19 protein-coding genes and 1 pseudogene are annotated in these 23378 nt (G+C 72.1%); 14 read left to right on the plus strand and 6 right to left on the minus strand.

Annotated elements, in window-relative coordinates; genetic code table 11:
* Positions 1 to 45: 45 nt before the first annotated feature.
* The 13 genes and pseudogenes from J2Z79_RS18640 to J2Z79_RS16285 all read left to right on the plus strand — a co-directional run.
* A pseudogene (locus J2Z79_RS18640) lies at positions 46 to 1131 on the plus strand (Gfo/Idh/MocA family protein); the annotation flags it as partial.
* Positions 1132 to 1158: 27 nt separating this feature from the next.
* On the plus strand, positions 1159 to 1719 hold the full coding sequence (locus J2Z79_RS18645; RefSeq protein ID WP_342589521.1) for an acyltransferase: 561 nt from the start codon (positions 1159 to 1161) through the stop codon (positions 1717 to 1719).
* Complete coding sequence (locus tag J2Z79_RS16235; protein ID WP_209467954.1) at positions 1712 to 2947, plus strand: Wzz/FepE/Etk N-terminal domain-containing protein; 1236 nt, start codon at positions 1712 to 1714, stop codon at positions 2945 to 2947. Before J2Z79_RS18645 ends, J2Z79_RS16235 begins: the two co-directional genes overlap by 8 nt.
* Entirely contained in the window at positions 2940 to 4046 is a 1107-nt protein-coding gene (locus J2Z79_RS16240) for a DegT/DnrJ/EryC1/StrS family aminotransferase (RefSeq protein ID WP_209467955.1), read from the plus strand. The genes J2Z79_RS16235 and J2Z79_RS16240 overlap by 8 nt, the downstream gene beginning before the upstream one ends.
* A gap of 20 nt (positions 4047 to 4066) precedes the next feature.
* Positions 4067 to 5383 (plus strand): lipopolysaccharide biosynthesis protein, encoded by a 1317-nt coding sequence (locus tag J2Z79_RS16245; RefSeq protein ID WP_245302897.1) that lies wholly within the window; start codon positions 4067 to 4069, stop codon positions 5381 to 5383.
* A gap of 17 nt (positions 5384 to 5400) precedes the next feature.
* On the plus strand, positions 5401 to 6462 hold the full coding sequence (locus J2Z79_RS16250) for a GNAT family N-acetyltransferase (protein ID WP_209467957.1): 1062 nt from the start codon (positions 5401 to 5403) through the stop codon (positions 6460 to 6462).
* Between the two features lie 27 nt (positions 6463 to 6489).
* Entirely contained in the window at positions 6490 to 7476 is a 987-nt protein-coding gene (locus J2Z79_RS19210) for a GNAT family N-acetyltransferase (protein WP_209467958.1), read from the plus strand.
* Complete coding sequence (locus tag J2Z79_RS16260; protein ID WP_209467959.1) at positions 7451 to 8893, plus strand: polysaccharide deacetylase family protein; 1443 nt, start codon at positions 7451 to 7453, stop codon at positions 8891 to 8893. The genes J2Z79_RS19210 and J2Z79_RS16260 overlap by 26 nt, the downstream gene beginning before the upstream one ends.
* Positions 8894 to 9094: 201 nt before the next feature.
* On the plus strand, positions 9095 to 10351 hold the full coding sequence (locus tag J2Z79_RS19215) for an O-antigen ligase family protein (protein ID WP_209467960.1): 1257 nt from the start codon (positions 9095 to 9097) through the stop codon (positions 10349 to 10351).
* Positions 10302 to 11606, plus strand: coding sequence for a glycosyltransferase family 4 protein (locus J2Z79_RS16270; RefSeq protein WP_209467961.1), 1305 nt, complete (start codon positions 10302 to 10304; stop codon positions 11604 to 11606). The genes J2Z79_RS19215 and J2Z79_RS16270 overlap by 50 nt, the downstream gene beginning before the upstream one ends.
* 14 nt (positions 11607 to 11620) lie before the next feature.
* Positions 11621 to 12259 carry a PIG-L deacetylase family protein gene (locus J2Z79_RS16275; protein WP_209467962.1) on the plus strand — a complete coding sequence of 213 codons (639 nt, stop codon included), beginning with the start codon at positions 11621 to 11623 and terminating at the stop codon, positions 12257 to 12259.
* A 94-nt stretch (positions 12260 to 12353) separates the two neighbouring features.
* Positions 12354 to 13565, plus strand: a complete 1212-nt coding sequence (locus J2Z79_RS16280) for a glycosyltransferase family 4 protein (RefSeq protein ID WP_209467963.1) — start codon at positions 12354 to 12356, stop codon at positions 13563 to 13565.
* The gene (locus tag J2Z79_RS16285) at positions 13562 to 14278 is read left to right on the plus strand and encodes a WbqC family protein (protein WP_209467964.1); all 717 of its coding nucleotides are present in this window, start codon (positions 13562 to 13564) and stop codon (positions 14276 to 14278) included. Before J2Z79_RS16280 ends, J2Z79_RS16285 begins: the two co-directional genes overlap by 4 nt.
* 695 nt (positions 14279 to 14973) lie before the next feature.
* On the opposite strand, the gene J2Z79_RS16290 is transcribed toward J2Z79_RS16285, so the two are convergent.
* The 6 genes from J2Z79_RS16290 to J2Z79_RS16315 form a co-directional block, all read right to left on the minus strand.
* Positions 14974 to 16110, minus strand: a complete 1137-nt coding sequence (locus tag J2Z79_RS16290; protein WP_209467965.1) for a DegT/DnrJ/EryC1/StrS family aminotransferase — start codon at positions 16108 to 16110, stop codon at positions 14974 to 14976.
* An 85-nt stretch (positions 16111 to 16195) separates the two neighbouring features.
* Positions 16196 to 17527, minus strand: a complete 1332-nt coding sequence (locus J2Z79_RS16295) for a nucleotide sugar dehydrogenase (RefSeq protein WP_245302894.1) — start codon at positions 17525 to 17527, stop codon at positions 16196 to 16198.
* Positions 17481 to 19376 carry a polysaccharide biosynthesis protein gene (locus J2Z79_RS16300; protein WP_209467967.1) on the minus strand — a complete coding sequence of 632 codons (1896 nt, stop codon included), beginning with the start codon at positions 19374 to 19376 and terminating at the stop codon, positions 17481 to 17483. Before J2Z79_RS16300 ends, J2Z79_RS16295 begins: the two co-directional genes overlap by 47 nt.
* A gap of 6 nt (positions 19377 to 19382) precedes the next feature.
* Positions 19383 to 20465, minus strand: a complete 1083-nt coding sequence (locus J2Z79_RS16305) for a GNAT family N-acetyltransferase (RefSeq protein WP_209467968.1) — start codon at positions 20463 to 20465, stop codon at positions 19383 to 19385.
* A complete protein-coding gene (locus J2Z79_RS16310; RefSeq protein ID WP_209467969.1) occupies positions 20443 to 21057 on the minus strand; it encodes a sugar transferase in 615 nt (204 codons plus the stop codon). The genes J2Z79_RS16305 and J2Z79_RS16310 overlap by 23 nt, the downstream gene beginning before the upstream one ends.
* A gap of 389 nt (positions 21058 to 21446) precedes the next feature.
* Positions 21447 to 22451, minus strand: coding sequence for an LCP family protein (locus tag J2Z79_RS16315; RefSeq protein WP_209467970.1), 1005 nt, complete (start codon positions 22449 to 22451; stop codon positions 21447 to 21449).
* Between the two features lie 467 nt (positions 22452 to 22918).
* Here J2Z79_RS16315 and J2Z79_RS16320 point away from each other — a divergent pair, with 467 nt between their 5' ends.
* Positions 22919 to 23377: an IS1096 element passenger TnpR family protein gene (locus J2Z79_RS16320; RefSeq protein ID WP_209467971.1), complete on the plus strand. Its 459-nt coding sequence runs from the start codon at positions 22919 to 22921 to the stop codon at positions 23375 to 23377.
* The last annotated feature ends 1 nt before the right edge of the window (position 23378 follow it).

The following is a 23378-nucleotide window of genomic DNA, read 5'->3' on the forward strand; positions in this document are numbered from 1 at the left end:
GAATCGACTCGGAGTGCTTGACGAAACGCCGGATGCGTGACCCGCATGTCCGGTGTTGTGAGAGGCCGTAGGGCGACCCTACGGTCTACTCGATCCCATCGCCGGCGCGCGCAATCGCGGGCAAGTGCAGGCCTGTCCGCGCATAGTCTCCTGGGGACAGGGAAGGGGAGACGTGCCGTGAGAGTGCCCCGGGTGGCATGTGTGGGGGCCGGATACTGGGGGGCGAACCTGGTGCGGACGTTCCACGCGCTGGGCGCCCTCCATCGGGTGGTGGAAGTGGACGAGGGCCTCAGGAGGCAGATGGCCCTGCGCTATCCTGGAGCGACGGTGACCGGCGAACTGGCCGATGCGCTGGCCGATCCGGAGGTGGATGCGGTGGCGATCGCCACGCCTGCGGCCACGCACGCGCAGATCGTGCGCCGCTCGCTCGAGGCCGGGAAGGACGTCTTTGTGGAGAAGCCGCTCTGCCTCTCGCTGGCCGAGGGGGAGGAGCTCGTGCGGCTGGCGGAGGCGGAGGGGCGCATCCTCATGGTCGGCCACCTGCTGCGCTACCACCCCGCCGTGCGACGGCTGAAGCGGCTGGTGACGGACGGCGAGCTGGGCCGCATCCAGTACATCACCGCGGAACGGGTGAGCCTCGGCCGGTTCCGCCGGGAGGAGAGCGTGCTCTGGTCGCTGGGGCCCCATGACGTCTCGGTGGTGCTCTGGCTGGTGGGCGAGGCGCCCGTGCGGGTGCGGGGCCAGGGCAGCGCCTTCCTGCAGCCGGGGGTTGCCGACGTATACGCCGCCGCCCTGACGTTCCCCGGCGGGGCCAGCGCCTACCTGCTCTTCTCGTGGCTCCACCCGTTCAAGCAGCAGCGGCTGACGGTGGTCGGCGACCGGCGCATGGCCGTCTTCGCCGACACCGAGCCGGTTCAGAAGCTGCTGCTCTTCCCCTCCGGTGCGGACTGGCAGGACGGCCGTCCCGTACCCCGCAGGGGGGAGCCGGTGCCGGTGGACTACCAGCGGGAGGAGCCGCTGGCCGCCGAGTGCCGCCACTTCCTGGACTGTGTGGCCGAACGCCGCACGCCGGAGACCGACGGGCGGGAGGCCCTCGGCGTGCTGGCTGTGCTCGAGGCCTGCCAGCAGGGGGCGCAGAACCGGTTCCCCGGCGCCCTCGTGCACGAGTCCAGCTACGTGGACGACGACGTGGTCATCGGGCCGGGCACGACGGTCTGGCACTTCTCCCACATCCGCAAGGGCAGCACCATCGGCCCCGGGTGCCGCATCGGCCAGAATGTGGTCATCGGCCCCAACGTGCAGGTGGGGGCCGGGGTGAAGGTGCAGAACAACGTGTCGGTCTACGAGGGGGTCGAGCTCGAGGACGAGGTCTTCTGCGGGCCCTCGGTGGTCTTCACCAACGTCCACAACCCCCGCAGCCACACGCCCCGCATGCACGAGCTGCGCCGCACCCTGGTGAAGCGGGGGGCGACCCTGGGGGCCAACGCCACCATCGTCTGCGGCGTGACGATCGGCGAGCACGCCTTCGTCGGGGCGGGGGCGGTGGTCACCCGGGACGTGCCGGACCACGCGCTGGTGCTGGGCAACCCGGGCCGCATCGCCGGGTGGGTCTGCCGCTGCGGCAGCCGCATCGCCTTCGGCGAGGGCGAGGAGGCGGGCAGGTGCACCGCCTGCGGGCAGGCCTACCGGCGGGTGGAAGGGCGTGTCGTCCGTGGCTGACGATCGCATCAGCCTGCGGGAGATCCTGGCCATGCTGGGCCGGCGGTTCGTGTGGGTGCTGCTGCCCCTCGTCCTCTTCACCGGCCTGGCCGTGGCGGCGACTTTCTACATGATGCCGGTCTACGAGGCCAGCACGACGCTGATCCTGACCACCCCGACCGGCTCGCCCACCAACTACGAGACGCTGCTGTTCAACCGCAACCTGGCCAAGACCTACTCCGAGGTGGCCCGCAGCCGGAGCGTGGCGGCGGAGGCGGCGGCCATGCTCGGGCTGCAGGAGAGCGTCGAGGAGTTCCAGGAGCGCATCCGCGTCTCGGTGGTGCGGGACACGGAGGTCATCGAGATCGCCGTGATCGACACCGACCCGGTGCGGGCGGCCGACGCGGCCAACGCCCTGGCCTCGGCCTTCCGGAGCCGGTTCTGGCAGTTCACGTTCCTCGACAGCCTGCGCATCGTCGACCCCGCGGAGCCGCCGGTGGAGCCGATCCGCCCGCAGCCCGTGCTCTACATCACCGTCGGGGTGGTGGTGGGGCTGGCGTCGGGCGTCGGGCTGGCGGCGCTGGTGGACCACCTCTTCCCCCGGCGCCCACGGCGGGAGCCGACTGAACCGGCGGCGCTGACGGAGGACGCGGGACAAGCGATTCCGGCCGCGCAGGCCCTGATGCCGGCCGGGGCGGGAGGCCCCGGCGGCGGTGGGACGGCGGCCAGTGCGCCGCTGGCCTGCCGGAGGGCCGCGGGCGTGTCCCCGGCGGCTTCGCAGGCGGCCTGCGCCTCCGCGGCGAGTGCGCAGGCGGTGAACGTGCCGGCGGGCGGTGCGCTGACAGCGGGTGCCCCTGCGGCGGCCGAGGCGGCGAGTGGTGCTCCGACAGCGGGTGCCCCTGCGGCGGCCGAGGCGGCCAGCGGTGCGCCTTTGGCGGGAGCCCCCATGGCGGGTCCGCCGCCGGCGGATGCGCCGACCGCCGATGACATGACGGCGGGCGCGCCGGCGGACATCCTGCCGGAGGAGGGCGAACCCCCGGGGAGTGCCCCGGTGACCAGTTCGGACGCTGAGGGGGAGTCGCCGCCCACCGCGCCGGCCGACGTACTCGCCGACACGGTCGGCTCGCCGCTGCCATTGCGGCGCAGGCGCAGGTACCGGCACCGCTTCCGCCTCCGCCTGCGGTGGCGGGCGGAGGCCGACCCGGTTCCGGAAGGCCCGTCAGAAGGGATGGGTGAGGTGCATGCGTGAGCGGGTTCCGCTGCTGGATCTGGCATCCGAGGTGGAGTTTCTGTGGGAGCCCCTGCAGGGGGCCATCCAGGAGGTGCTGCGGTCCGGCCAGTTCATCCTGGGCCCCGAGGTGGACGCGCTGGAGCGGGAGGTCGCCGCCTACCTGGGCGTGCGCCACGCGGTGGCCCTCAACTCGGGCACCGACGCGCTGGTGATCGCCCTGCGGGCCCTGGGGGTGGGTCCCGGCGACGAGGTGATCACCACCCCGTTCACGTTCTTTGCCACCGCAGAGGCCATCAGCCACGTGGGGGCGTCCCCCGTCTTCGTCGACATCGAGCCCGATACGTTCGCACTGGACCCCGACCTGGCTGAGGCGGCGGTCACGCCCCGCACCCGGGCGATCATCCCGGTGCACCTCTTCGGCCACGCGGCGGACATGGACCGGCTCGGCGACCTCGCCAGGGCGCACGACCTGCACGTGGTGGAGGACGTGGCCCAGGCCTTCGGCGGCCGCTTCCACGGCCGGATGCTGGGCACCCTCGGCGACTTCGGGGCGTTCTCCTTCTTCCCCAGCAAGAACCTGGGAGCCTACGGCGACGGGGGGCTCCTGGCCACCGACGACGCCGCCCTGGCCGAGGCCGCCCGGATGCTGCGGGCCCACGGTTCCCGCCGGAAGTACTACAACGAGGTGGTGGGCTACAACTCGCGGCTCGACGCCCTGCAGGCCGCCATCCTGCGGGTGAAGCTGCCCCACCTGGACGAGTGGAACCGCCGCCGGTGCGAGGCCGCCGCGTACTACCGGGAGATCCTGGCCGACCTGCCCGGCGTGGTGCTGCCCGCAGTCCGCCCCGGTGTGGACCACGTCTACCACCAGTACACCATCCGCATCCCGAACGGGCGGCGGGATGCGGTGCAGCAGGCGCTCGCCGGGCGGGGCATCGGCACCATGGTCTACTACCCCGTGCCCCTGCACCAGCTGCCCGTCTACCGCCACATGAACCTGAGCCTTCCCGCGGCGGAGGCCGCGGCCCGGGAGGTGCTCTCCCTGCCCATGGGCCCCTTCCTGCGCAGGGAGCAGCAGGACGAGGTGGCCGCCGCGCTCCGGCAGGCCCTGTGGTGAGGGTTGGCCAGGTGAGCGTCATGCAGTCTCTCAAGCGGCGCCTCGCCGCCAGCCCGCTCACCAGGGCAGTCGCCATGGTGGCCGGGGGCAGCGCCCTCGCCCAGGCGCTGGTGGTGCTCACCTCACCGGTGATCACGCGTGTCTACTCCCCCGAGGACATGGGCGTCTATGCCCTGTACACCGCGGTGCTGGCGATCCTGTCCTCGGCGGTATGCCTCCGCTACGAACTGGCGGTGCCCATCGCCCGCACGGTGGAGGGCAGCGCCAACCTGACGGCGGTCTCGGCCCTGGTGGCGGCCGTCATCAGCGGCCTCGCCTGGGCGGCGCTCTGGCTGCTGCGCCGCCTGAATCCGGGGGGGCTGGCTGCCGCCATCCCGGAGGAGATGGTCTGGTTCTTCCCGCTCACCCTCCTGGCGCTGGGGATCCTCCAGGCGGCCGGCGGGTGGGCGACCCGCCAGCAGGCCTTCGGCCGCATGACCCGCTCGCGCATGGTGGAGTCGGCCGTCACCGTGGGCCTGCAGATCGGCCTGGGCGCGCTGGGCGGCGGTGCGCTGGGGCTGGTGGCGGGGCGGGCCGCGGGCTACGGGGCCGGGGCCCTGGTGCTGATGGGAAGGGAGCGGGGGGCGCAGGTCAGCCTGCTCCGCCTGCTCTCCCTCCGGGAGATGTGGGCCGGCGCCGTCCGCTTCCGCCGCTTTCCCCTCCTGGCCGCGGGCGCCGGCCTCTTGAACAGCGGCGGACTGCAGGTGGCCCAGCTGCTCCTGGGGGTGTTCTACGGCACCCAGGTGGCGGGCTGGTACGCCCTGGGGCAGCGGATGGTGGACGCGCCCATGATGCTGGTGGGGCAGGCGGTCTCCCAGGTCTACGCCGCGGAGGTGGCCCGCCTGGCCCGGGAGGAGCCCGGGTCGATCCGGCCGCTCTTCAAGCAGCTCGCCTGGCGGCTGCTCCTGGTCGGAACGCCGCCGATCCTCTTCCTGGGCGCCTTCGGCCCGCAGCTTTTCAGCTTCGTCTTCGGTCCGGAGTGGCGCGAGGCGGGGATGTACACGCAGGTGCTCGTCGTGATGATGCTGGCCAAGTTCGTGGTGGTGCCGCTCTCGTACACCCTCGACGCCCTGGAGCGGCAGGACCTGCAGCTCTGCTGGGACGCAGGCCGCCTCGTGCTGGCGCTGGGCGCCCTGCTGGCGGCGAGGGGGCTGGGGGCTCCGCCGGAGGTGGCGGTGGCCATGTACGGCGGGGCGATGACGGCGAGCTACCTGGCGCTTTACGGGGTCATGCTCCTGGCGGTCAGCCGGCCGGGCGGGCAGCGCCAGGGCGGACTGGGGTCTGCCCCGGGATCATAGGAAAGGGAGAGGGTAGGATGGAACCGCTCTTGTCCAGCCCGCTGGCGCTGGAAGGTTGGCACGAGTTCAACCGCATCAAGTGGGGGATCCGGCCCCACCGGCTGGTGCTCGGGCAGGCCGAGGGGGACGGGGCGAAGCTGGACGCGGTGCTCTACCTGAACCGGCGGGGACGAATCTACCAGCCGCACCACAACCCGTACCTCCCGGTGTCGTTCCGGCCGTCCCCGACGAGCTTTCCCTCCCGGAGCGAGCGGCGCTGGCTGACGCTGGCGGAACAGCTGGCCGACGAGATGCGGGCGCGGGGGATGGCCAACGCCGTCGACCTGCCCGTGGGGATCATGGACGGTCGGCCGTGGCGCTGGGCGGGCTTCTCGGTCGGCGCGAAATACACCTACATTCTCGACCTGCCGTACAGCCCCGAGCGCATGGAGAAGAACTGCCGCTCCTCCATGAGGAGGGCCGAGCGGGCAGGCTACCGCTGCGAGCGGACCGACCGCCTGGCAGACGCCTACGTCTGCCTCATGGAGACGGCCGCCCGCAAGGGGTTCCGCTTCGACCTGACCCTGCGGGACCTGGAGATGGCCCGGGAGCTGCTGGGAGACGAGCACCTGCGGGTCTATGTGTGCTACGGCCCCGACGGGACGCCGGCGGCCGCGAACTTCGTGCTGCACCGGCCCGGCGGCATGGCCGTGGGCTGGCTCGGGGGGGTGACCTCCGCGCATCTCTCCACGGGTGCCTTCCAGCTCCTCGAGGTGTTCAGCATGGATGACCTGGCGTCAGCCGGGGCGACCTGCTACGACCTGGCGGGTGCCAACATCCCCGGGGTGGCCCTGGCCAAGGCGCAGTTCGGCGGGCGGCTCACCCCCTACTACTTCGTGAGTCCCGTGGGACTGAAGCCGCTGGCCATCTGGATCCTGGAGTGGCTCCGCCCGGCGCGGGGCCAAGCGCGGCGGCGCCGCACCTGCGTATCGGCCGGAGTGCGCCAGGGGGATGCAGAGGGGTGTGAGTGCGGCCGCGGGCCCCTGGGTGTGCCGGCCCATGGCGGGAGCGCAGGGGCGCAGCCGTCGGGGCTGGACTGAGGCCGTTGACGAGGGAGGCGGGCTGCGGTGGAGTGGCACGAGTCAGATCCCCTGATGCTGGATGGATGGCACGAGTTCAACCGCATCAAGTGGGGCGTGCGCCCGCTCAGGCTGCGGTTCGGCGCAGACGACGGAGCCGGCGCACGGCTGGATGCGGTCCTCTATCTCGACCGCCGCGGACGGGTGTTCCAGCCCGAAGAGAACCCTTACATCCCGGTGGCGTTCCATCCTGACCTCACGAACCCCGCATGCCGGGTCGAGGGGCAATGGCTCAGGCTGGCCGAGCAGCTGGCGGTGGAGATGCGGCGCCTCGGCACCGCCAACAGCATCGACCTGCCGGTCGACGTGGTGGACGGGCGCCCCTGGCTCTGGGCCGGCTTCCACGTGGAGGTGAAGTACACCTACGTCATCGACCTGCCATTTCACCCGGAGCGGATGGAGAAGGCGGCCCGGAGCATCGCGCGAAAGGCCTTGCGGGCGGGTTATCGCTGCGAGCGCACCGGCCGGCTGGCCGATGCCCACGCCTGCCTCACCGCCACCGGGAGCCGCAAGGGCTTCCGGCTGAGCGTGAGCCTGCGGGACCTGCAGCTCCTCCGGGACCTGCTCGGCGACGAGTGCCTGCGGGTCTATATCTGCTACAGCTCCAGCGGCGAGCCCGCCGCGGCCAACGTCGTGCTCTACCGGCCCGGCGGGATGGCGGTGGGCTGGGTCGGAGGCATCGCCTCCGCCCACCTCTCCTCGGGGGCGGCGCAGCTCCTCAGGGTGGCCTGCCTGACGGACCTGGCGGCCGCCGGGGCCACCGCCATCAACCTGGCGGGGGCGAACATCCCCGGCGTGGCCCTGGCCAAGTCGCAGTTCGGCGGCCGGCTCACCCCCTACCTCTCAGTGGACGGGTGCGGACTCAAGTCTGTGGCGCACTGGCTGATGAACTGGTGGCACCCCACGCACGCCCCGGGCATGGCGGCGCCTGCCGGCAGGAGGGTTGGACGTGCTCTGCGTCAGAGTGCCTCGTAGCTACCTGCCCGAGCGGCGCTACGCCTGCGGCGTGCTCATGGGGGAGTGCCTCGGGCTCGAGTTCGCGCTGGTGCCGGAGGAGCGCACGGACGTGCTGATCACCCTTCCCGGCCACGCGGGCGAGCTGCACCTTGCGGACGGCCTGTTCGCCACGGAGCCCGACCGGTGGCTCACGCCGGACTCGCTGCCCCGGGAGCCGTTGACCTGGTGGAACCTGGCGGAGGCGGCTGTCGAGGCGGGGCTTGCGCCGGCCAACCAGGCGGTGAGGCCCGCCCGCGTGGGCCTGCCGGTGCGGGTGGTGGCCCCGGCGCTGCCCGTGATCTACGGTGCGCTCCTGCCCTCGGGCCGGTTCTGCGAGGTGAGGCCAGGGACCATCCGGCTGGGCGTGGACGTGCTGGGCAGCGCCTTCTTCATGGCGACCCGCTATGAAGAGGCGGTGCTCCCGGAGCGAGACGCACACGGGCGGTTCCCGGCCCGGGCCTCGCTGGCCGCCCGGGCAGGCTTTCTCGACCGGCCGGTGGTGAACGAGTACGCGGAGGTGCTCTGGTGGGGGCTGAACACGCTCTGGCCGGGACTGCGCCGCAAGGAGCGGAAAGGGCGCTTCCTGCTCAGCCACGACGTCGACAACCCGCTCTGCACGGCGGGGCGCTCCCTGCTGGGGGTGGGGCGCAGTGCCGCCGGCGACCTGCTGCGCCGGGCCGATCCCGCCCTGGCGGTGCGCCGCATCGTCAGCTACGCCCGCACCCGCCGAACCCCGGACGCCGACCTCTGCAACAACTTCGACTGGATCATGGCCGAGAGCGAGGCCAGAGGGATCACCAGCGCCTTCAACTTCCTCACCGTGACGGGTCCCGCGGACGCCGCATACCGGCTGCAGGATCCGTTCATCCGGCGCCTGATGGGGGAGATCGCCCGGCGGGGGCACGAGGTGGGGCTGCACACCAGCTACCACAGCTACGCCGACCCGGAGCAGATCGGGAGGGAGTTCCAGGACCTCCTGGCGGCCGCCGAGGCGGAGGGCATCCACCAGCCGGCCTGTGGCGGGCGGCAGCACTACCTGCGCTGGGCCAATCCGGTCACGTGGCAGGGATGGGAGGCGGCGGGGCTCCAGTATGACAGCACGGTGGGATATGCCGACCAACCGGGCTTCCGCACCGGCCTCTGCCACGAGCACCCCGTCTTTGACCTCGAGTCCCGCCGCACGCTGCGCCTGCGGGAGCGGCCGCTGGTGGTGATGGAAGTCACCCTGTTCGAGTACCTGGGGCTCCCGCCCGCCGCCGCCCTGGAGCGCATCGTGGAGCTGCGCAGGCGCTGCGGCCTGTTCGATGGCGACTTCACACTCCTCTGGCACAACTGCTGCCTCATCCAGGACTGGGAGCGGAACCTCTACCGGACGGTCCTGGACGCGTGCACCTGAAGGGCGGCGTCGTCGGCACGGACCGGCGAGGGGCACCCCGGCGGGGACCGGGCCACCGGACGACCTGAGGCCGGGCGAGCAGGTGAGGCCGCGCCGATGGAGAGCCCGAGGCGCAGACGCTGGCGCGCATGACGGGACTGCCGGAGGGGCAGGGCCGGCACGACGCAAGGTGTGCAGGGTGAGGCGCGGGAGGTGGTGCGGGTGAGCGTACGGGCGGCCCCGCCGCAGGGCGCACGGCCGCTGTTGCCGGACGGTGAGCGGCCGGGCCTCGTGGACCTCCGGGGCATGGTCCTGGCCGCCTACCTCTCGGTGGGTTCGTTCAAGGCCGATCCCCGCCTGCAGTGGCTTCCGGTAGACGCCACGCTCCTCCTGGCCCTCGCCGTGGCCGGGCTGACCTGCCTGGACCTCCTGCTGTCGGGGTTCCGAATCCACCGGAACGCCGGTTGGATGCTGCTGCTCTTCGCGGTCTTCGCCGTCCCCGTCCCCTGGACGGAGTTCCACGCCTACGCCTTCGAGAAGGTGAGCAGGTTCTTCACCCTCACCCTGATCGCCGCCGTGGCCCCCTTCGTCCTGTTGCGGAGACCAGGCGCCGTGCACCGCTTCTTCAACGCCCTGTGCCTCATCTCTGCGGTGATGGGTATCGACGCCGCGCTGCAGCTCCTGCAGGGATCTGGAGACGTGACCCGGCTCTCCGCCTTCGGGGCCAATCCGATCAGCTTCGGCCGGGAGATGGGCGGCGTGCTGCTCTGGTGCGCCGCGCTGGGCGTGGAGGGGCGGCTGCGCGTCGACGTGGCGGTTGCCGGGGTGGTCGCTGCCGGGGTGCTCCTGGTCGGATCGGGGTCACGGGGGCCACTGCTCGCGGCGCTGGGGGCGCTGGCGGCGGCCGGTCCGCTGTTCTACTGGCGGAGCTCGCGGGTCATGATCCGGTTCGGCCTGGCCGCGGCAGCGGTGGCGGTTGCACTCTCCCTGGCGCTGCTGGTCTCGCCGGAGGACAGCGGGCACCGGATCGAGCGCCTGGCCAGGGGCGCTCTTGGCGCATCGGAGCTGACCCGGCTCGATGCCTACGCGCGCTCCCTCCGGCTGATCGCTGACCACCCCGAGGGGATCGGGTGGGGAGGCTTCGCCCACCGCATCGACCAGCTGGGAACGGCCGGCGCGGACCGGCAGTACCCCCACAACCTGATCCTCGAGGCCTTCCTGGAGGGCGGATGGCTGGCAGGCCTCTACCTGACCCTGCTGCTCGCGGGGGTCGGCCTGCGCATCTCCAGCCTGCGGCCGACCAGCGAACATCACGGCGTCTTTCTCTTCTACCTGTTCTTCCTCCTGAACTCCATGGTCAGCGGCGACCTGAACGACAACCGGCACCTGTTCGCCCTGATGGCGATAGGGCTGCATGCGGGGTGGGATGATGAGCAGGCCCAGGGTGGTGCACGTCACGTCGGTGCATCCGGCGCATGACATCCGCATCTTCCATAAGGAGTGCCGTACGTTGGCCGCCGCGGGGTACGAGGTGATCCTGCTGGCCACCGGGGATGCCGGTGGGGATTCAGGCGGGGCCCCGCCCGGCGGCCTGTCGGGGCGCTGCGGTGGGAGGGGAGAGGGCGGGCGGTGGGAGGACGTGCGCATCCGCATGCTGCCCCGTCCCCGGCGGCGGTGGCAGCGCATGACGACCACGCTGTACCGCATCTACCGCGCCGCCCTGGAGGAGCGGGCCGACTGCTACCACCTCCACGACCCCGAACTGCTGCCGGTGGGGCTCCTGCTCAGGCGGCGGGGGCGGCGGGTGGTCTATGACGTCCACGAGGACGTCCCCCTGCAGGTCCTCTCCAAGCACTGGATCCCGCCGTGGCTGCGCCCCTGGGTGAGCCGGCTGGTCCGCCGCGTGGAGGCGTTCTGCGCCCGGCGGCTCGACGGCGCCGTCGCGGCCACGCCCGCCATCGCCCGCAAGTGCGCCGCCTGGGGCGTGCCCTGCATGACGGTGCAGAACTTCCCACTGCCCGCACCGGAGCCGTTCGACGGCACGCCATACACGGCCCGCGGGCCGCTGGTGGTCTACGTGGGGGCGATCACGGCCGAGCGGGGGCTTCGGGAGATGGTGGCTGCCATGGCGCGCCTGCCCGAGTCCCTGGGTGCCCGCCTGGTCCTGGCGGGCGAGTTCTCCCCCGCCGGTCTGGCCGAGGAGGCCCGGGCGTGGCCCGGGTGGGAGCGGGTCATCCATCTGGGCTGGCAGGACCGGCAGCAGGTGCAGCGCCTGCTGGGCTCGGCCAGGGTCGGCCTCGCCCTGCTGCACCCGGAGCCCAACTACGTGGAGTGTTACTCGACCAAGTCGTTCGAGTACCTGCAGGCCGGGCTGCCCGTGGTCGCCTCTGACTTCCCGCTCTGGCGGTCGGTGCTGGGGGAGACGGGCGGCGCCGTGCTGGTGGATCCGCTGGACCCGGATGCGATCGCCAGGGCGGTGCAGCACCTGCTGGAGCATCCCGAGGAGGCGCGGGCGATGGGCGAGGCCGGCCGCCGGGCGGCGGCCGAGCGGTTCACCTGGGAGAAACAGGCCGAAGAGCTCCTCGCATTCTACCGCCGCCTGCTGGGGACCGGGGCGGGGGATTCCCCGGACCGGCGTGCGGCGCCCGGTGCGGCTGCCGGGACCACGGGGGCGGCGGAGGCCCGCATGGGGGCGGAGGCCGCGTGCACCACTGGGGGCCGCGCGGGCTCATGAGGGAGGGAGCGTGCATGTGGAGGGCGCGTCGAATCGTAGCGCTCTCGCCCCACACGGATGACAGCGAGCTGGGCTGCGGCGGCTTCCTGGCCCGTGCGCTGGAGGAGGGCGCGGACGTCTGGGTTGTGGCGTACTCGTCGGCGGCCGAGTCGCTGCCGCCCGGTGCCCCGAGGGACACCCTGCGGCGCGAGTGCCGCCTGGCGCTGAGCCGCCTGGGGGTGCCGGCCGAGCAGGTGATCCTGCGCGACTACCCGGTGCGGCGCTTCTGCGACCACCGGCAGTCCATCCTGGAGGAGATGGTCTCCCTGCGCCGGGAGCTGGCGCCCGACCTGGTGCTCCTGCCCGCGAGCACCGATGTGCACCAGGACCACCAGGTGATCCACGCGGAGGGCGTCCGGGCGTTCAAGGAGACCACCATCTTCGGCTACGAGCTTCCCTGGAACCACCTTGCCTTCCGCGGCCAGGCCTACGCGGTGCTGGAGCGGCGCCACCTGGAGCGGAAGGAGCACGCCCTCACCGCGTATCGCAGCCAGGTGGAGCTGGGGCGGCCCTACTTCGCCCCGGGCTTCGCCGAGGCGCTGGCCCGCCTGCGGGGAACACAGGTGAAGACAGAGCTGGCCGAGGCGTTCGAGGTGGTGCGGCTGCGCCTGTGAACCGGGCTCGTGTGGCGTTCGTGCTCGGCTACGGGCCTGGTGGGCGGAGCGAGGGGTGTTCGGACTGGACTGCGGGCGAGAGGAGGGGATCCGGGTGCGCGTCTTGCTGGTGAATCAATATGTGGGCACGCCCGACACGGCGGGCGGTACGCGCCACTACTCCCTGGCCCGGCAGCTGATCCGCCGGGGGCATGAAGTGACCATGGTGACCGCCAGCTTCTCGCACATGCTCCGCCAGGAGCGGCTGGGGGCGGGCCAGCGGCTGCTGAAACAGGTGCGGGACGGCATCCACCTGATCTGGCTGCGCACGCCCGGCTACGACAGGAACGGGCCCCGGCGGTTCGTGAACATGCTGGCCTTCGCCCGGCAGGTGGGGCGCCTGCCGGACGATCTGGTGGGCGGCAGGCCCGACGTGGTGGTGGGCTCCAGCCCGCAGCCGTTCGCCGCCCTGGCGGCGGAGGGCTGGGCGCGCACGAGGGGCATTCCCTTCGTACTCGAGGTGCGGGACCTGTGGCCGCAGACGCTGGTGGACCTCGGGCAGATGTCGCCCGCCCACCCCGTGGTGCTCGCCCTCACGGCCGTCGAGCGCACGCTGTACCGGCGGGCCCGGCGGATCATCTCCCTGCTCTCGGGGGCCGGTGAGCACATGGCCGCGAAGGGCGCCGACCCGGCGAAGGTCACATGGATCCCCAACGGGGTCGACCTGGACGTGGTACCCTACCGGCCGCCGGAGCCGGGGCCGCGGTTCACCATCATCTACGCGGGCGCCCACGGCCTCAGCAACAACCTGGACTCGGTGATTGCCGCCGCCTGCCGACTACGAGACCTCGGGTGGGCCGACCGGCTCTGCATCCGGCTCATCGGCGACGGGCCGGAGAAGCCCCGGCTCCGGGAGCGGGCGGCGCGGGAGGGCTTGAGTTTCGTTCACTTCGAGCCCCCGGTGCCCAAGGAACAGATCTTCGGCGTGCTCCAGGAGGCGGACGCCTTCGTCATCGCCACGCAGAACACCGACCTCTACCGGTGGGGCTACAGCCCCAACAAGCTGTTCGACTACCTGGCGGCCGGCCGGCCGATCATCTGCGCACTGCGCTCACCGTACGACGCCGTGACGGAGGCCGGCGCGGGCCTGACCGTTCCGCCCGACGACCCTGAGGCGATGGCCGCGGCGATCATCCGGCTGGCCGAGGCCCCGCCCGAGGTGCGCAGGGCGATGGGCGAGCGGGGCAGGGCCTACGCCGAGGCGCACCACAGCTTCGGGGTGCTCGGCGAACGCTTCGAACGGGTGCTGATGGAGGTGGTCTCGTGACGGTGGTGGCCATCCACCAGCCCAACTACCTGCCCTGGATCGGCTTCTTCCACAAGCTTGCACGGGCCGACGTGTACGTCAGCCTCGACTCGGTGCAGTTCAACCCCCGCAGCTACACCAACCGTTGCCAGATCCTCGGCCAGGGCGGCCCGCTGCTGCTCACCGTGCCCATCGGCAAGGAAGGACGCCACCGGCGGATCGACGAGCTGCGCATCGCCGACCACGACCGGTGGGCCGAGAAGCACTACCTCTCGTTTGAGCGCAACTACCGCCGGGCCCCCTACTGGAACGAGCACGGGCCCTTCCTGCGCGAGCTCTACCTGGAGCGCCGGTGGGAGCGGCTGGTGGACCTGAACGAGGCGGCGATCCGGTACGTGATGGACTACCTCGGGATCCGCTGCCCGCTGGTGCGGGCCTCCGTGCTGGGGGTGGAGGGGCAGAGCACCGAGCTTCTCCTCGGGCTCACCCGGGCCGTCGGCGGCACGGTCTACCTCAGCGGACCCACCGGCCGGCAGTACATGGACGAGTCCCGGTTCGCGGCGGAGGGGGTGGGCCTGCGGTACAACGAGTTCGTGCACCCCACGTACCCGCAGCACCGCTCTCCCGAGTTTGTGCCGAACCTCTCCGTGTTCGACCTGCTCCTCAACCTGGGGCCGGAGAGCCGCAGGCTGATCCTGGACCTGGGGATGCGTCTCACGGTCGTACAGACGTGAAGTGGCACAAATCCGCAGGGCGCTGCGCTCACGGGTGCGGAAAAAGTGACACTTCACGTGTCCAGTGTCCCGTGGCCAGCCGGTATCCGCGATCCTGGCACGAGGCCGGACGGTCTTTCCGACGTGAAGTGGCAGAAATCCGCAGGGTGCTGCCGCAGGAGGCTGCGGAAAAGTGACACTTCACTTGTCAACGGTCCCGTGGCCGCCGGTACCCGCGATCTGGACACAAGGCCGGACGATCTGTCAGACGTGAAGTGGCACAGATCCGCAGGGCGCCGCGCCGGGACGTATCGTCTCCGGCGGCGTATCCTGCGGGACGGTGGATGCGGGCCCCCGGTTGTCCGCCGGGCCCGCGGGCCGTACTGGGCGGGCTTATCCTCAGAAGAGTGGGAGCGGTGCACGGGTGCGCACCGCTCCCGCTCCGCGCTGAGCCCTGGCGACAGAGGGCAGGGCCGAGACCTGCAGAACTCCTTGGAACCCTGCTCCCGGAGGGTGAGTGAACCGTCTTCCACCTCGTCCCGGCGGGGCTGGCTGAGATCGGAGGAGCGCTCGTGTACCGGGTCGGGGGGGCCATCATCGTGTGCACCCCGCCGGTAAGGCGGCGTCACCTGGCCCCTCCCACCGCCCCATGCCGGGGCGCGTACAGGCTCGGGCGGGGCTGCCACAGCCCCGCCCGCCACACAAGCGAACCATGCTCACCTTCCGCTCCCCACCGCGCCTGCGCGTGCCACAGCCTCCGCCAGCGCCTCGGCCACCTCGTCGATCTCCGCCTCCGTCAGGCCCGCGTGGAAGGGGAGGGCCAGGACCGACCGGGCGACGGCCTCGGTGACGGGCAGGTCGCCGGGCCGGCAGCCGAAGTCCGCCATGTAGAACGGCTGCAGGTGGATCGGGCTGAAGTAGGGACGGCAGCCGATGCCCCGGTCCAGCAGGGCCTGCATCACCCGATCGCGGTCGATGGCAGGGTCCAGGCGCACCACCCAGACAAACCACTGCACCTCCGCCCCGGGGGCCGCCTCGGGAACCGCTACCCCCGGAATCCCCGCCAGGCGGCGCCGGTAGGCCTCGGCCACCCGGTCCCGCTTCGCCAGCAGCTCTTCCAGCCGCGCCATCTGCACGGCCCCCACGGCGGCGCTCATCTCGTCCATGCGGTAGTTGTAGCCCAGGCGGACGTGGGTCAGCCATGCGCCGTCCTCCCCACGCCCCTGGTTGCGCAGGCTGCGGCAGAGGGCGGCCAGGCGGTCGTCGTCGGTGACCACCACGCCGCCCTCGCCGGTGGTGATCTGCTTGTTGGGGTAGAAGGCGAAGAGGGCGCCGTGGGCCCAGCGGGGACTCCCGCAGGGCACGCCGTGCAGGGAGGAGCCCAGCGCCTCGCAGGCGTCCTCGATCAGGAGCAGGCCGTGCCGGTCGGCCAGCTCCCTGAGCTCCGGCATCGGGGCGGGGTGGCCGAACACGTCCACGGGCAGGACCGCCCGGGTGCGCGGGCCGATGAGGGTCGATGCGTGGTCCGGATCCATGCAGAGGGTGACCGGATCGATGTCGGCGAAGACCGGGCGGGCGTCGGTGTACACGACGGCGTTGGCGGAGGCGACGAAGCTGAAGGAGGGGGTGATGACCTCGTCGCCGGGCCCGATCCCGCAGGCCGTGAGCAGCAGGTGCAGGCCGGCCGTGCCGCTGGAGCAGGCGACGGCGTGCCGGGCGCCCGCCCGCGCCGCCACCGCCGCTTCGAACCGCTCGATCCAGGGTCCCATGGACAGCACCCCGGAACGCAGGACAGCGATGACGGCTTCCTCCTCCTGCGGGCCGAGGTCGGGGCGTGCCAGTGGAATGCGCATGAGGCTCTCTCCCTTCGCAGGGGGTGTAGGCGGGGGCGGCGGATCACGGATCGGTCCACGGGCCACCACGGGTCCCGGCCGGTCATCACAGCCGGTAGACGTGCGGGGCACAGATCCCCTGCCGGGCGGTGACGGCCCGGGTGTCCAGCAGCAGCGGCACATGCTGCACGATCCAGGCGTAGTCCACGGCCGTGTGGTCGGTGACGACGAGGGCCGCGTCCAGGGCTTGCAGCCGCTCGGTGGCCAGCGGGGCGGACTCCATCACCGTCGGCGGCTCATCCAGCGAGAGGATCGGCACCAGCGGGTCGTGGTAGGTCACGTGCGCACCGGCCTCCAGCAGCAGGCGGATGATGCGCAGCGCCGGGGCTTCCCGCACGTCGGCCACGTCCCGCTTGTACGCCACGCCCACGACCAGGACGCGCGCCCCCCGGAGCGGCAGATGCCGCGTGTTGAGCAGCCGGGTCAGCTTCTGCACCACGAAGTCGGGCATGTAGCCGTTGATCTCCTCCGCCAGGGAGACGAAGCGGAGCGGCAGGTCGTACTCCATCGCCTTCCACTTGAGGTACGCGGGATCCAACGGGATGCAGTGGCCGCCCACCCCCGGCCCGGGCCAGAAGACCTGGATGCCGAAGGGCTTGCTGGCCGACGCGTCGATGACCTCCCACACGTCCATGTGCATCCGGTCGCACAGGATGGCAATCTCATTCACCAGGGCGATGTTCACGGCCCGGTAGAGGTTCTCAAAGAGCTTGGCCAGCTCCGCCGTCCGGGGGGAGGAGACCACCTTGACGCCGGCCGAGATGGCGGCGTAGAAGGCGGTGCCCACCTCCCGGCAGGCCTCGGTGACGGGTCCCAGCACGCGCACGAGGTTCCCCGCGTGGAACGTCCCGTTGCCGGGGTCGATTCGCTCCGGGCTGAAAACCAGGAAGAAGTCCTCGCCCACCTTCAGCCCCCGGGCGCTCAGCGCCGGCAGCACCTCCTCCTCCGTGGTGCCGGGGTAGGTGGTGGACTCCAGGGCTACGAGCTGGCCCGGATGCAGGTGCTGGGCCACCTGCGCGATGGCCGAGCGCAGCCAGGTGAGGTCGGGCACCCGGTTTCGGGTGAGGGGAGTGGGGACGCAGATCAGGACGACGTCGGCCTCCCGGAGGGGGGCGTAGTCGGTGGTGGCGCGCAGCCGGCCCGCGCTCACCAGCTGCTGCAGCTCCAGGCTCGCGATGTCGCCGATGTAGCTCTCGCCCGCCTCGATCTTGGCCACCCGCTCGGGGTTCAGGTCGATCGCCGTCACGCTGAATCCGGCGCGGGCGGACTGGACCGCCGCACCCAGTCCCACATATCCGGCGCCCACCACGGCGACGTGGGCAACCCGGCTCTCAATGCGCGACGCGAGTTGCGCCGACAGGTTGGTCGTCAACGCCATGGAGCCCATCATCTCCTCTCGTACCCTCGCCCAACGCGGCGAGGATGGACTCAACCGATACCTCGCCCCGGTCCGCCTGCAGCATCAGGTCGGCCAGGGCCTTCGCCAGATCGAACCCGGCGGGCAGTTCCGCTGCGGCCCGGCGGATGCGGGGGTGGGCCGTCGGTGTGACGACCTCGTCTGCATCGAACAGCTCCTCGTGGAGCTTCTCCCCCGCCCTGAGTCCTGTGAAGATGATGGGGATCTCCCGTTCGGGGGCGATGATACGCGCCAGCGTTCTGGCCAGGTCCACGATCCGCACCGGCTCGCCCATGTCCAGCACGAACCGCTCGCCGGAACGGCCCATCGCTCCGGCCTGCAGCACAAGGCGTGCCGCTTCGGGGATCGTCATGAAGTAGCGCGTGACCTCGGGATGGGTGACCGTGATGGGGCCGCCGGCTGCGATCTGCTGCTGGAAGACGGGCACCACGCTGCCGCGGCTGCCCAGCACGTTGCCGAAGCGCACGGCGACCATGCGGCAGGGTCCGCAGGCGGCCAGCGCGGCCGTGATGGCCTCCGCCGCGCGCTTGGTGGCGCCCATGACGCTGGTCGGGCGCACCGCCTTGTCGGTGGAGATGAGGACGAAGTGGCTGGCGCCGTGGCGCTGTGCGGCCAGCGCGACGTGGTAGGTGCCCAGCACGTTGTTCTTCACGGCCTCGGACGGGTTCTGCTCCATCAGCGGCACGTGCTTGTGGGCGGCGGCGTGGAAGACCACCGCTGGGCGGTGCCTGCGGAAGACCCGCTCCACCGCGGCCTGGTCCTGCACGTCGCCCACCGCCACCGTCAACGCCAGCCCGGGGTAGTGGCTCTGCAGCTCCAGCATGATCTGGTGCAGGCTGTGCTCGCCGTGGCCGAAGAGGATCAGGCGGGACGGGCCAAACGCGGCCACCTGGCGGCAGAGCTCGCTGCCGATGGAGCCGCCGGCCCCGGTCACCAGAACGGTGCGGCCGGTGAGATACCGGCTCACCGCCACCTGGTCGATCTGCACCTCGGGCCGGCCCAGCAGGTCGGTCAGCTGCACGCTGCGGATCTGCTCCACCAGCCGCTGGCTCCGGTCCAGGTCGCCCAGCCGGGGGAGGATGCGCACGGGCACGCCCTGGGCCGACGCCTGTGACCAGATGCGCCGGAGCGCCTCGGCCGGCGCGCTGGGGATGGCGATCAGCACCCCGCTCACGCCCAGCTCCCGCACCGCGCGCCCCACCGCCTCCGCGGGCCCCAGCACGGGCACGCCGTACGCCTCCCGGCCGTGCTTGGCCGGGTCGTCGTCGAGGAAGCCCACCGCGGCGATGCCCAGCTCGGGGTGGCGCTGCAGCTCCCGGAGCACCTCGGTGCCCGCGTCCCCCGCGCCGATGATGAGGATACGCCGGGTCCGGGCGGACCGCGCTCCCCTGGCGTCGGTGGGCCGTCCGTCGTCGGCGCCGGCCGGTCGCCGGGCACCGGCGCGGGCGTAGATCACCCGCACCCCCAGGCGCAGCCCGCAGAGGCCGGCGGTGGCGGTCAGCCAGAAGAGCGCCCGCACGGTGTAGGGCAGGGGTGCCGGCACGGCCAGCAGCGCGGCCCCGCCCGCCAGGCAGGCCAGGAGCAGCGCCTGCGCATCCCGCAGGCCGGCGTACTGCCACAGGCGCCGGTAGACGCCCAGCAGGGCCCCGGCGCCGCAGCAGACGACCCCTGCAGCCACGAGGGGCCAGATCTGCTTCGGGCCCATCGCAAGCGGGAACTCCCCGGCGACCAGCGCGGCGCTGAACCAGGCCGCAAGGGTGAGGAGCACGGCGTCGGTGAGCAGCCAGCCCAACCGGTGGATCGTACCCATAGGTCCTTACCTCACAGCAGCGGATTCGGCGGGGACCGGAACCGCAGGCGCCCTGTAGGCGGGGAAGAAGTCCGGGGCCGGCCGGGTGGGCCGGACCTGTTCCGCGCGGGCCGCGGCCAGGGCGGCGTAGCGGTCGGGATCCAGGATCCGGCGGCCGACGAAGAACGGGGCCCGGAGCGGCGAGAAGCCGGACTTGAAGCGCATCAGGGAGTCGCCGGGCCGCACGCCCCCGCCCAGGTGCAGGAACCGGATGCCGCGCCGCCGGCCCCACTCGGCTGCCTCGGCAAAGAGCAGGTTGTTCGGGGCGAGGTGCAGGGCGTCGGTGGCCGACCCGCCCAAGTGGTAGTGCAGGAAGCGGTCATTGTAAAGGAAGAGCGCCGCGGCGATGGTGCGTCCCGCATGGACGGCCTCGGCCAGCAGCAGGTGCCGGCTCAGCCCGGTGCAGAGCAGCCGGAAGGTCTCGGCCGGGAAGAAGTAGTACGGACGGGCCCCCACCCGGGTCATCGTCTCGGTGTAGAGGGGGAGGAAGACGTCCACGTCCTCCGGTCCCGGGGTGAGCCGGACCGCCACCCCCGCCCGCGCCGCCCGGCGGATGCGGTTGCGCACCTCGGGCCGGAAGTCGTGTGCGAAGTGGGGCTGCCGCTGCAGGTCGAGGTAGACCGTCTCCGAGACCTGCGCGACGGAGAGGCCCGGCGCGTTCAGCCCCGCGTGGTTGGCCGCCAGGGGGTGGAAGCGGATGAACTCCGACACCCCGCCGTGCGCCGCGGCGCAGCGGCCCACCTGATCCAGCAGCTCGCAGGCCAGGCCGGCGGCGCCCGGGGTGAAGAGCGGCCCGCCGTAGCCGTAAGGGGTGGCGATGTCCCAGAGGCCTGGTTCGCCGGGGATCGGGCGGACGAGGTAGACGGCCGCCGCCCGTGCGTCCCCCCGCTCCAGCGCGGCCAGCACGGGTTGCCCGTCGCCGTTGGCCTCCCAGACCCGGGCGTAGCCGGAGAGCCAGTAGACGTCCCACCCCGGAATCGCCTGCACGATGCGGTCCCAGCGCTCGGCCTCGTCCAGCCCGAGCCACTCAACCGGTCTGCTGGTCGACATCCAGTTGCCCCCTGTTCCAGCCGTCGGGTCCGTACAGGCCCCGCCCGCTGAGGACGGTGCCCAGCGTCTGCCAGAGGATCCGGAGATCGAGCCAGAGCGACCACCGGTCCACGTACTCCAGGTCGAGCGCGACCCGCTCCGACCAGGAGAGGGCGTTGCGCCCCCGCACCTGGGCGAGGCCGGTCAGGCCCGGGCGCACGTGGTGGCGGCGCTGCTGGTGCGGCCGGAGCCCCTCGGCCGTCTCGGGCAGCATGGGCCGCGGTCCGATCAGGCTCATGTCCCCGCGCAGGACGTTCCACAGCTGCGGCAGCTCATCCAGGCTCAGGCGCCGCAGCACGCGTCCCACGGGGGTGATGTGCGGGTCCGACTCGTGCAGGGCGGTGGTGATCCGGTCGGCGCCTACCGTCATCGTGCGGAACTTCAACATGCGGAAGCGCCGGCCGTGGAGGCCCACCCGCTCCTGCACGTAGAGCACCGGACCCGGAGAGGTACATCGGATCAGCAGCGCGATCAGCAGCATTAACGGAAAGAGGCAGAGGAGAAGCGCAGCTGAGCCGATCAGGTCGAAACAGCGTTTCACGCGGAGTCCCATGGCGACCCCCTTCACCGGTGGAGGATGGACGATGCTTATGCACCAGGGGTCGTCTCCATACCGGGGGGCGGGTCACCATGCGGACGAGATGTGAGGGAAAACCGCAGCGGCTTTCCCAGACGCCTGGGGCCGCCACCCCTGCAACCGCTTGCCGCCCTTGCTCTTCAGGCGGCGGGGGAGTGGTGATAGTCAGGGCCGCGTGCCTCGTCCCGGACCGCCGACCCCAGACCCCTCCGACCCGCGCGGACCGCGGGATCGGGGCGCCGGCGCACAGGTGCGGTACCTGGAGGCGCCGACGCAACCCGACTCCCTGCGCAGCGGTAAGTAGATGAGCCACGCCCGTACCAGGCGTGGCTCCAGGGGGGCGCGGGAGGACGCGCGAGCCCCGGTCAGTGAATCCCCAGTTCCTGCAGCACCCGTTCGGTCTCGGCCCAGTCCACCTCGTAGTAGTAGATCCCGTCGATCATGACGCCCCGGCCCCGGACGGTCCCGCGCTGCACCTGGTCCGGGGGGATCCGCAGCGCCCGCTGCCACAGGCCGTCCTGCAGCTCGATGTCGGTGTCGGCGTGCTCCCGCAGGAGCGCGTAGAGGCGGGGGATGTCGGCAGGGCCCACGTTGGCGGCCAGCGCACGCCCCACCTCCATCAGGAAGGCACCGGCCCGCTCGGTGCGCCCCACGTCCCCCTTCGGATCGCTGTACCGCTCCCGCAGGTAGTTCAGGGCCAGCTGGCCGTCCATCTCCACGGGGCCGGGGCCGATCAGGGTGCCGTCGTCCAGCGTCAGGCTGTACGGCACGTCGATGATCACCGGGCCCAGCCGGTCGATCAGGGCGACGACCCCGGTCATGTCGATCCGCACCCAGTGGTGGATCGGCACCTGGAAGGCGTTGGCGACGGTCTGCAGGGCGAGGTCGACGCCGCCGAAGGCGTGGGCGTGGTTGATCTTGTCCAGCCCCCGGCCGGGGATCTCCACGCGGCTGTCGCGGGGGATGGAGAGCAGCGAGCCCTGCCGCCTGACCAGGTCCAGCGACAGCAGCAGCAGCATGTCGGAGCGGGACGGCTCGCCGGGCTCACGGGCGTCCAAGCCCAGCAGGAGGATGTTGAGGCGGCCGTTCGGTCCTGTCCGGCCATCCTCGGGGTCGGCGGGCTCGCCGCCCTCGCCCGGCCCGGGCGTGCCCGCCAGCCCCTTGCCAGGGCCGGCTGCGCCGCCCTCGTACGCCTGATGCCCGGGCGGTGCAGCGGCCCCGTCGGGCGTCTCAGCCCGGGCCGACGGCTCCGGCATCACCAGCGGCGCTGCCCGGTGCGGCTGGGCGAAGAGGCCGAACTGCCAGCTGACGTACCCGAGCAGCAGGAGCAGGGAGGCGGCTGCGGCTACCCACCACCTGATTCGCTTCATGCCCATCTTCCTGTCACGCCCCCTTGCACATGGCGGCCTTCACCTCGCACGTCACGCCCTCGGTCAGGCGGCGCAGGTTGCCGGCCAGGTTCGCCAGGGGGAGCGGGCTGCCAGTGGCCCTGGATGGCGACCGGCGGCGAGCAGGTGCGCCGGAAGCGGGGGCAGAGGGTGTCGGTGAACCGCTCCGTGAAGAGGCCGGTCGGTGCCTCGTCGCAGGCCCCCCGACGATGCCCGGCTCCCGCCGCAATCCGGCGCCAGACGCGCCGCATGCAGCCGCTCCCCTCGAAGGCAGGTCGGTCACAGGCTATGGTACCGCGTCCCCCGCTAGAACGGTGCCCCCAGTTTTGTCCCTCCGCGGCTGCCCGGGTGCAGGAGTTCACCGGTCCGCCTGCGAAGCAGTAGTGCCATGCAATCGCCGCGCAGCGGGCCGGCCGGCCCGCCGCGCCGCTGCAGGAGGAGGCGCCGAGTTGGCGGTACGAGGGTGGTTCACCGTTCGGGTCGATCTGGTTTCGGGCGCAGGCCTGCGCTTTGCCCCCCAGCCGGGCCGCATCTTCCTGGTGGGGCCAACCCATACGTTCCTCGACCTGGCTACCGCCATCGATCTCGGCTTTGCCCGGTGGGACCTGAGCCACCTGCACGAGTTCCGCTTCGCCGACGGGCGCTGCTTCGGCATCCCGGACGACGAGAACCCGCTGGCGGTGCGGGACTACCAGACCGTGCGGGTGGGGGCAGAGGTGAGGCGAGGGGAGCGGTTCGCCTACATCTTCGACTTCGGGGCCAACTGGCACCACCAGTGCAGCGTGCTCTCCTCCAACCTCGACCCGCTGGAGGTTTTGGGGACCGTGCCGAGCCAGCCCACGCCGATCTGGGGCTGGGGCTGGATTCCCGACCAGTACGCCCGGCGAAGCTACGAGCAGGAGGCCTAGG

It is taken from the genome of Symbiobacterium terraclitae (genome assembly GCF_017874315.1).
In the GTDB taxonomy this organism is placed as follows: Bacteria; Bacillota; Sulfobacillia; order Symbiobacteriales; family Symbiobacteriaceae; genus Symbiobacterium; species Symbiobacterium terraclitae.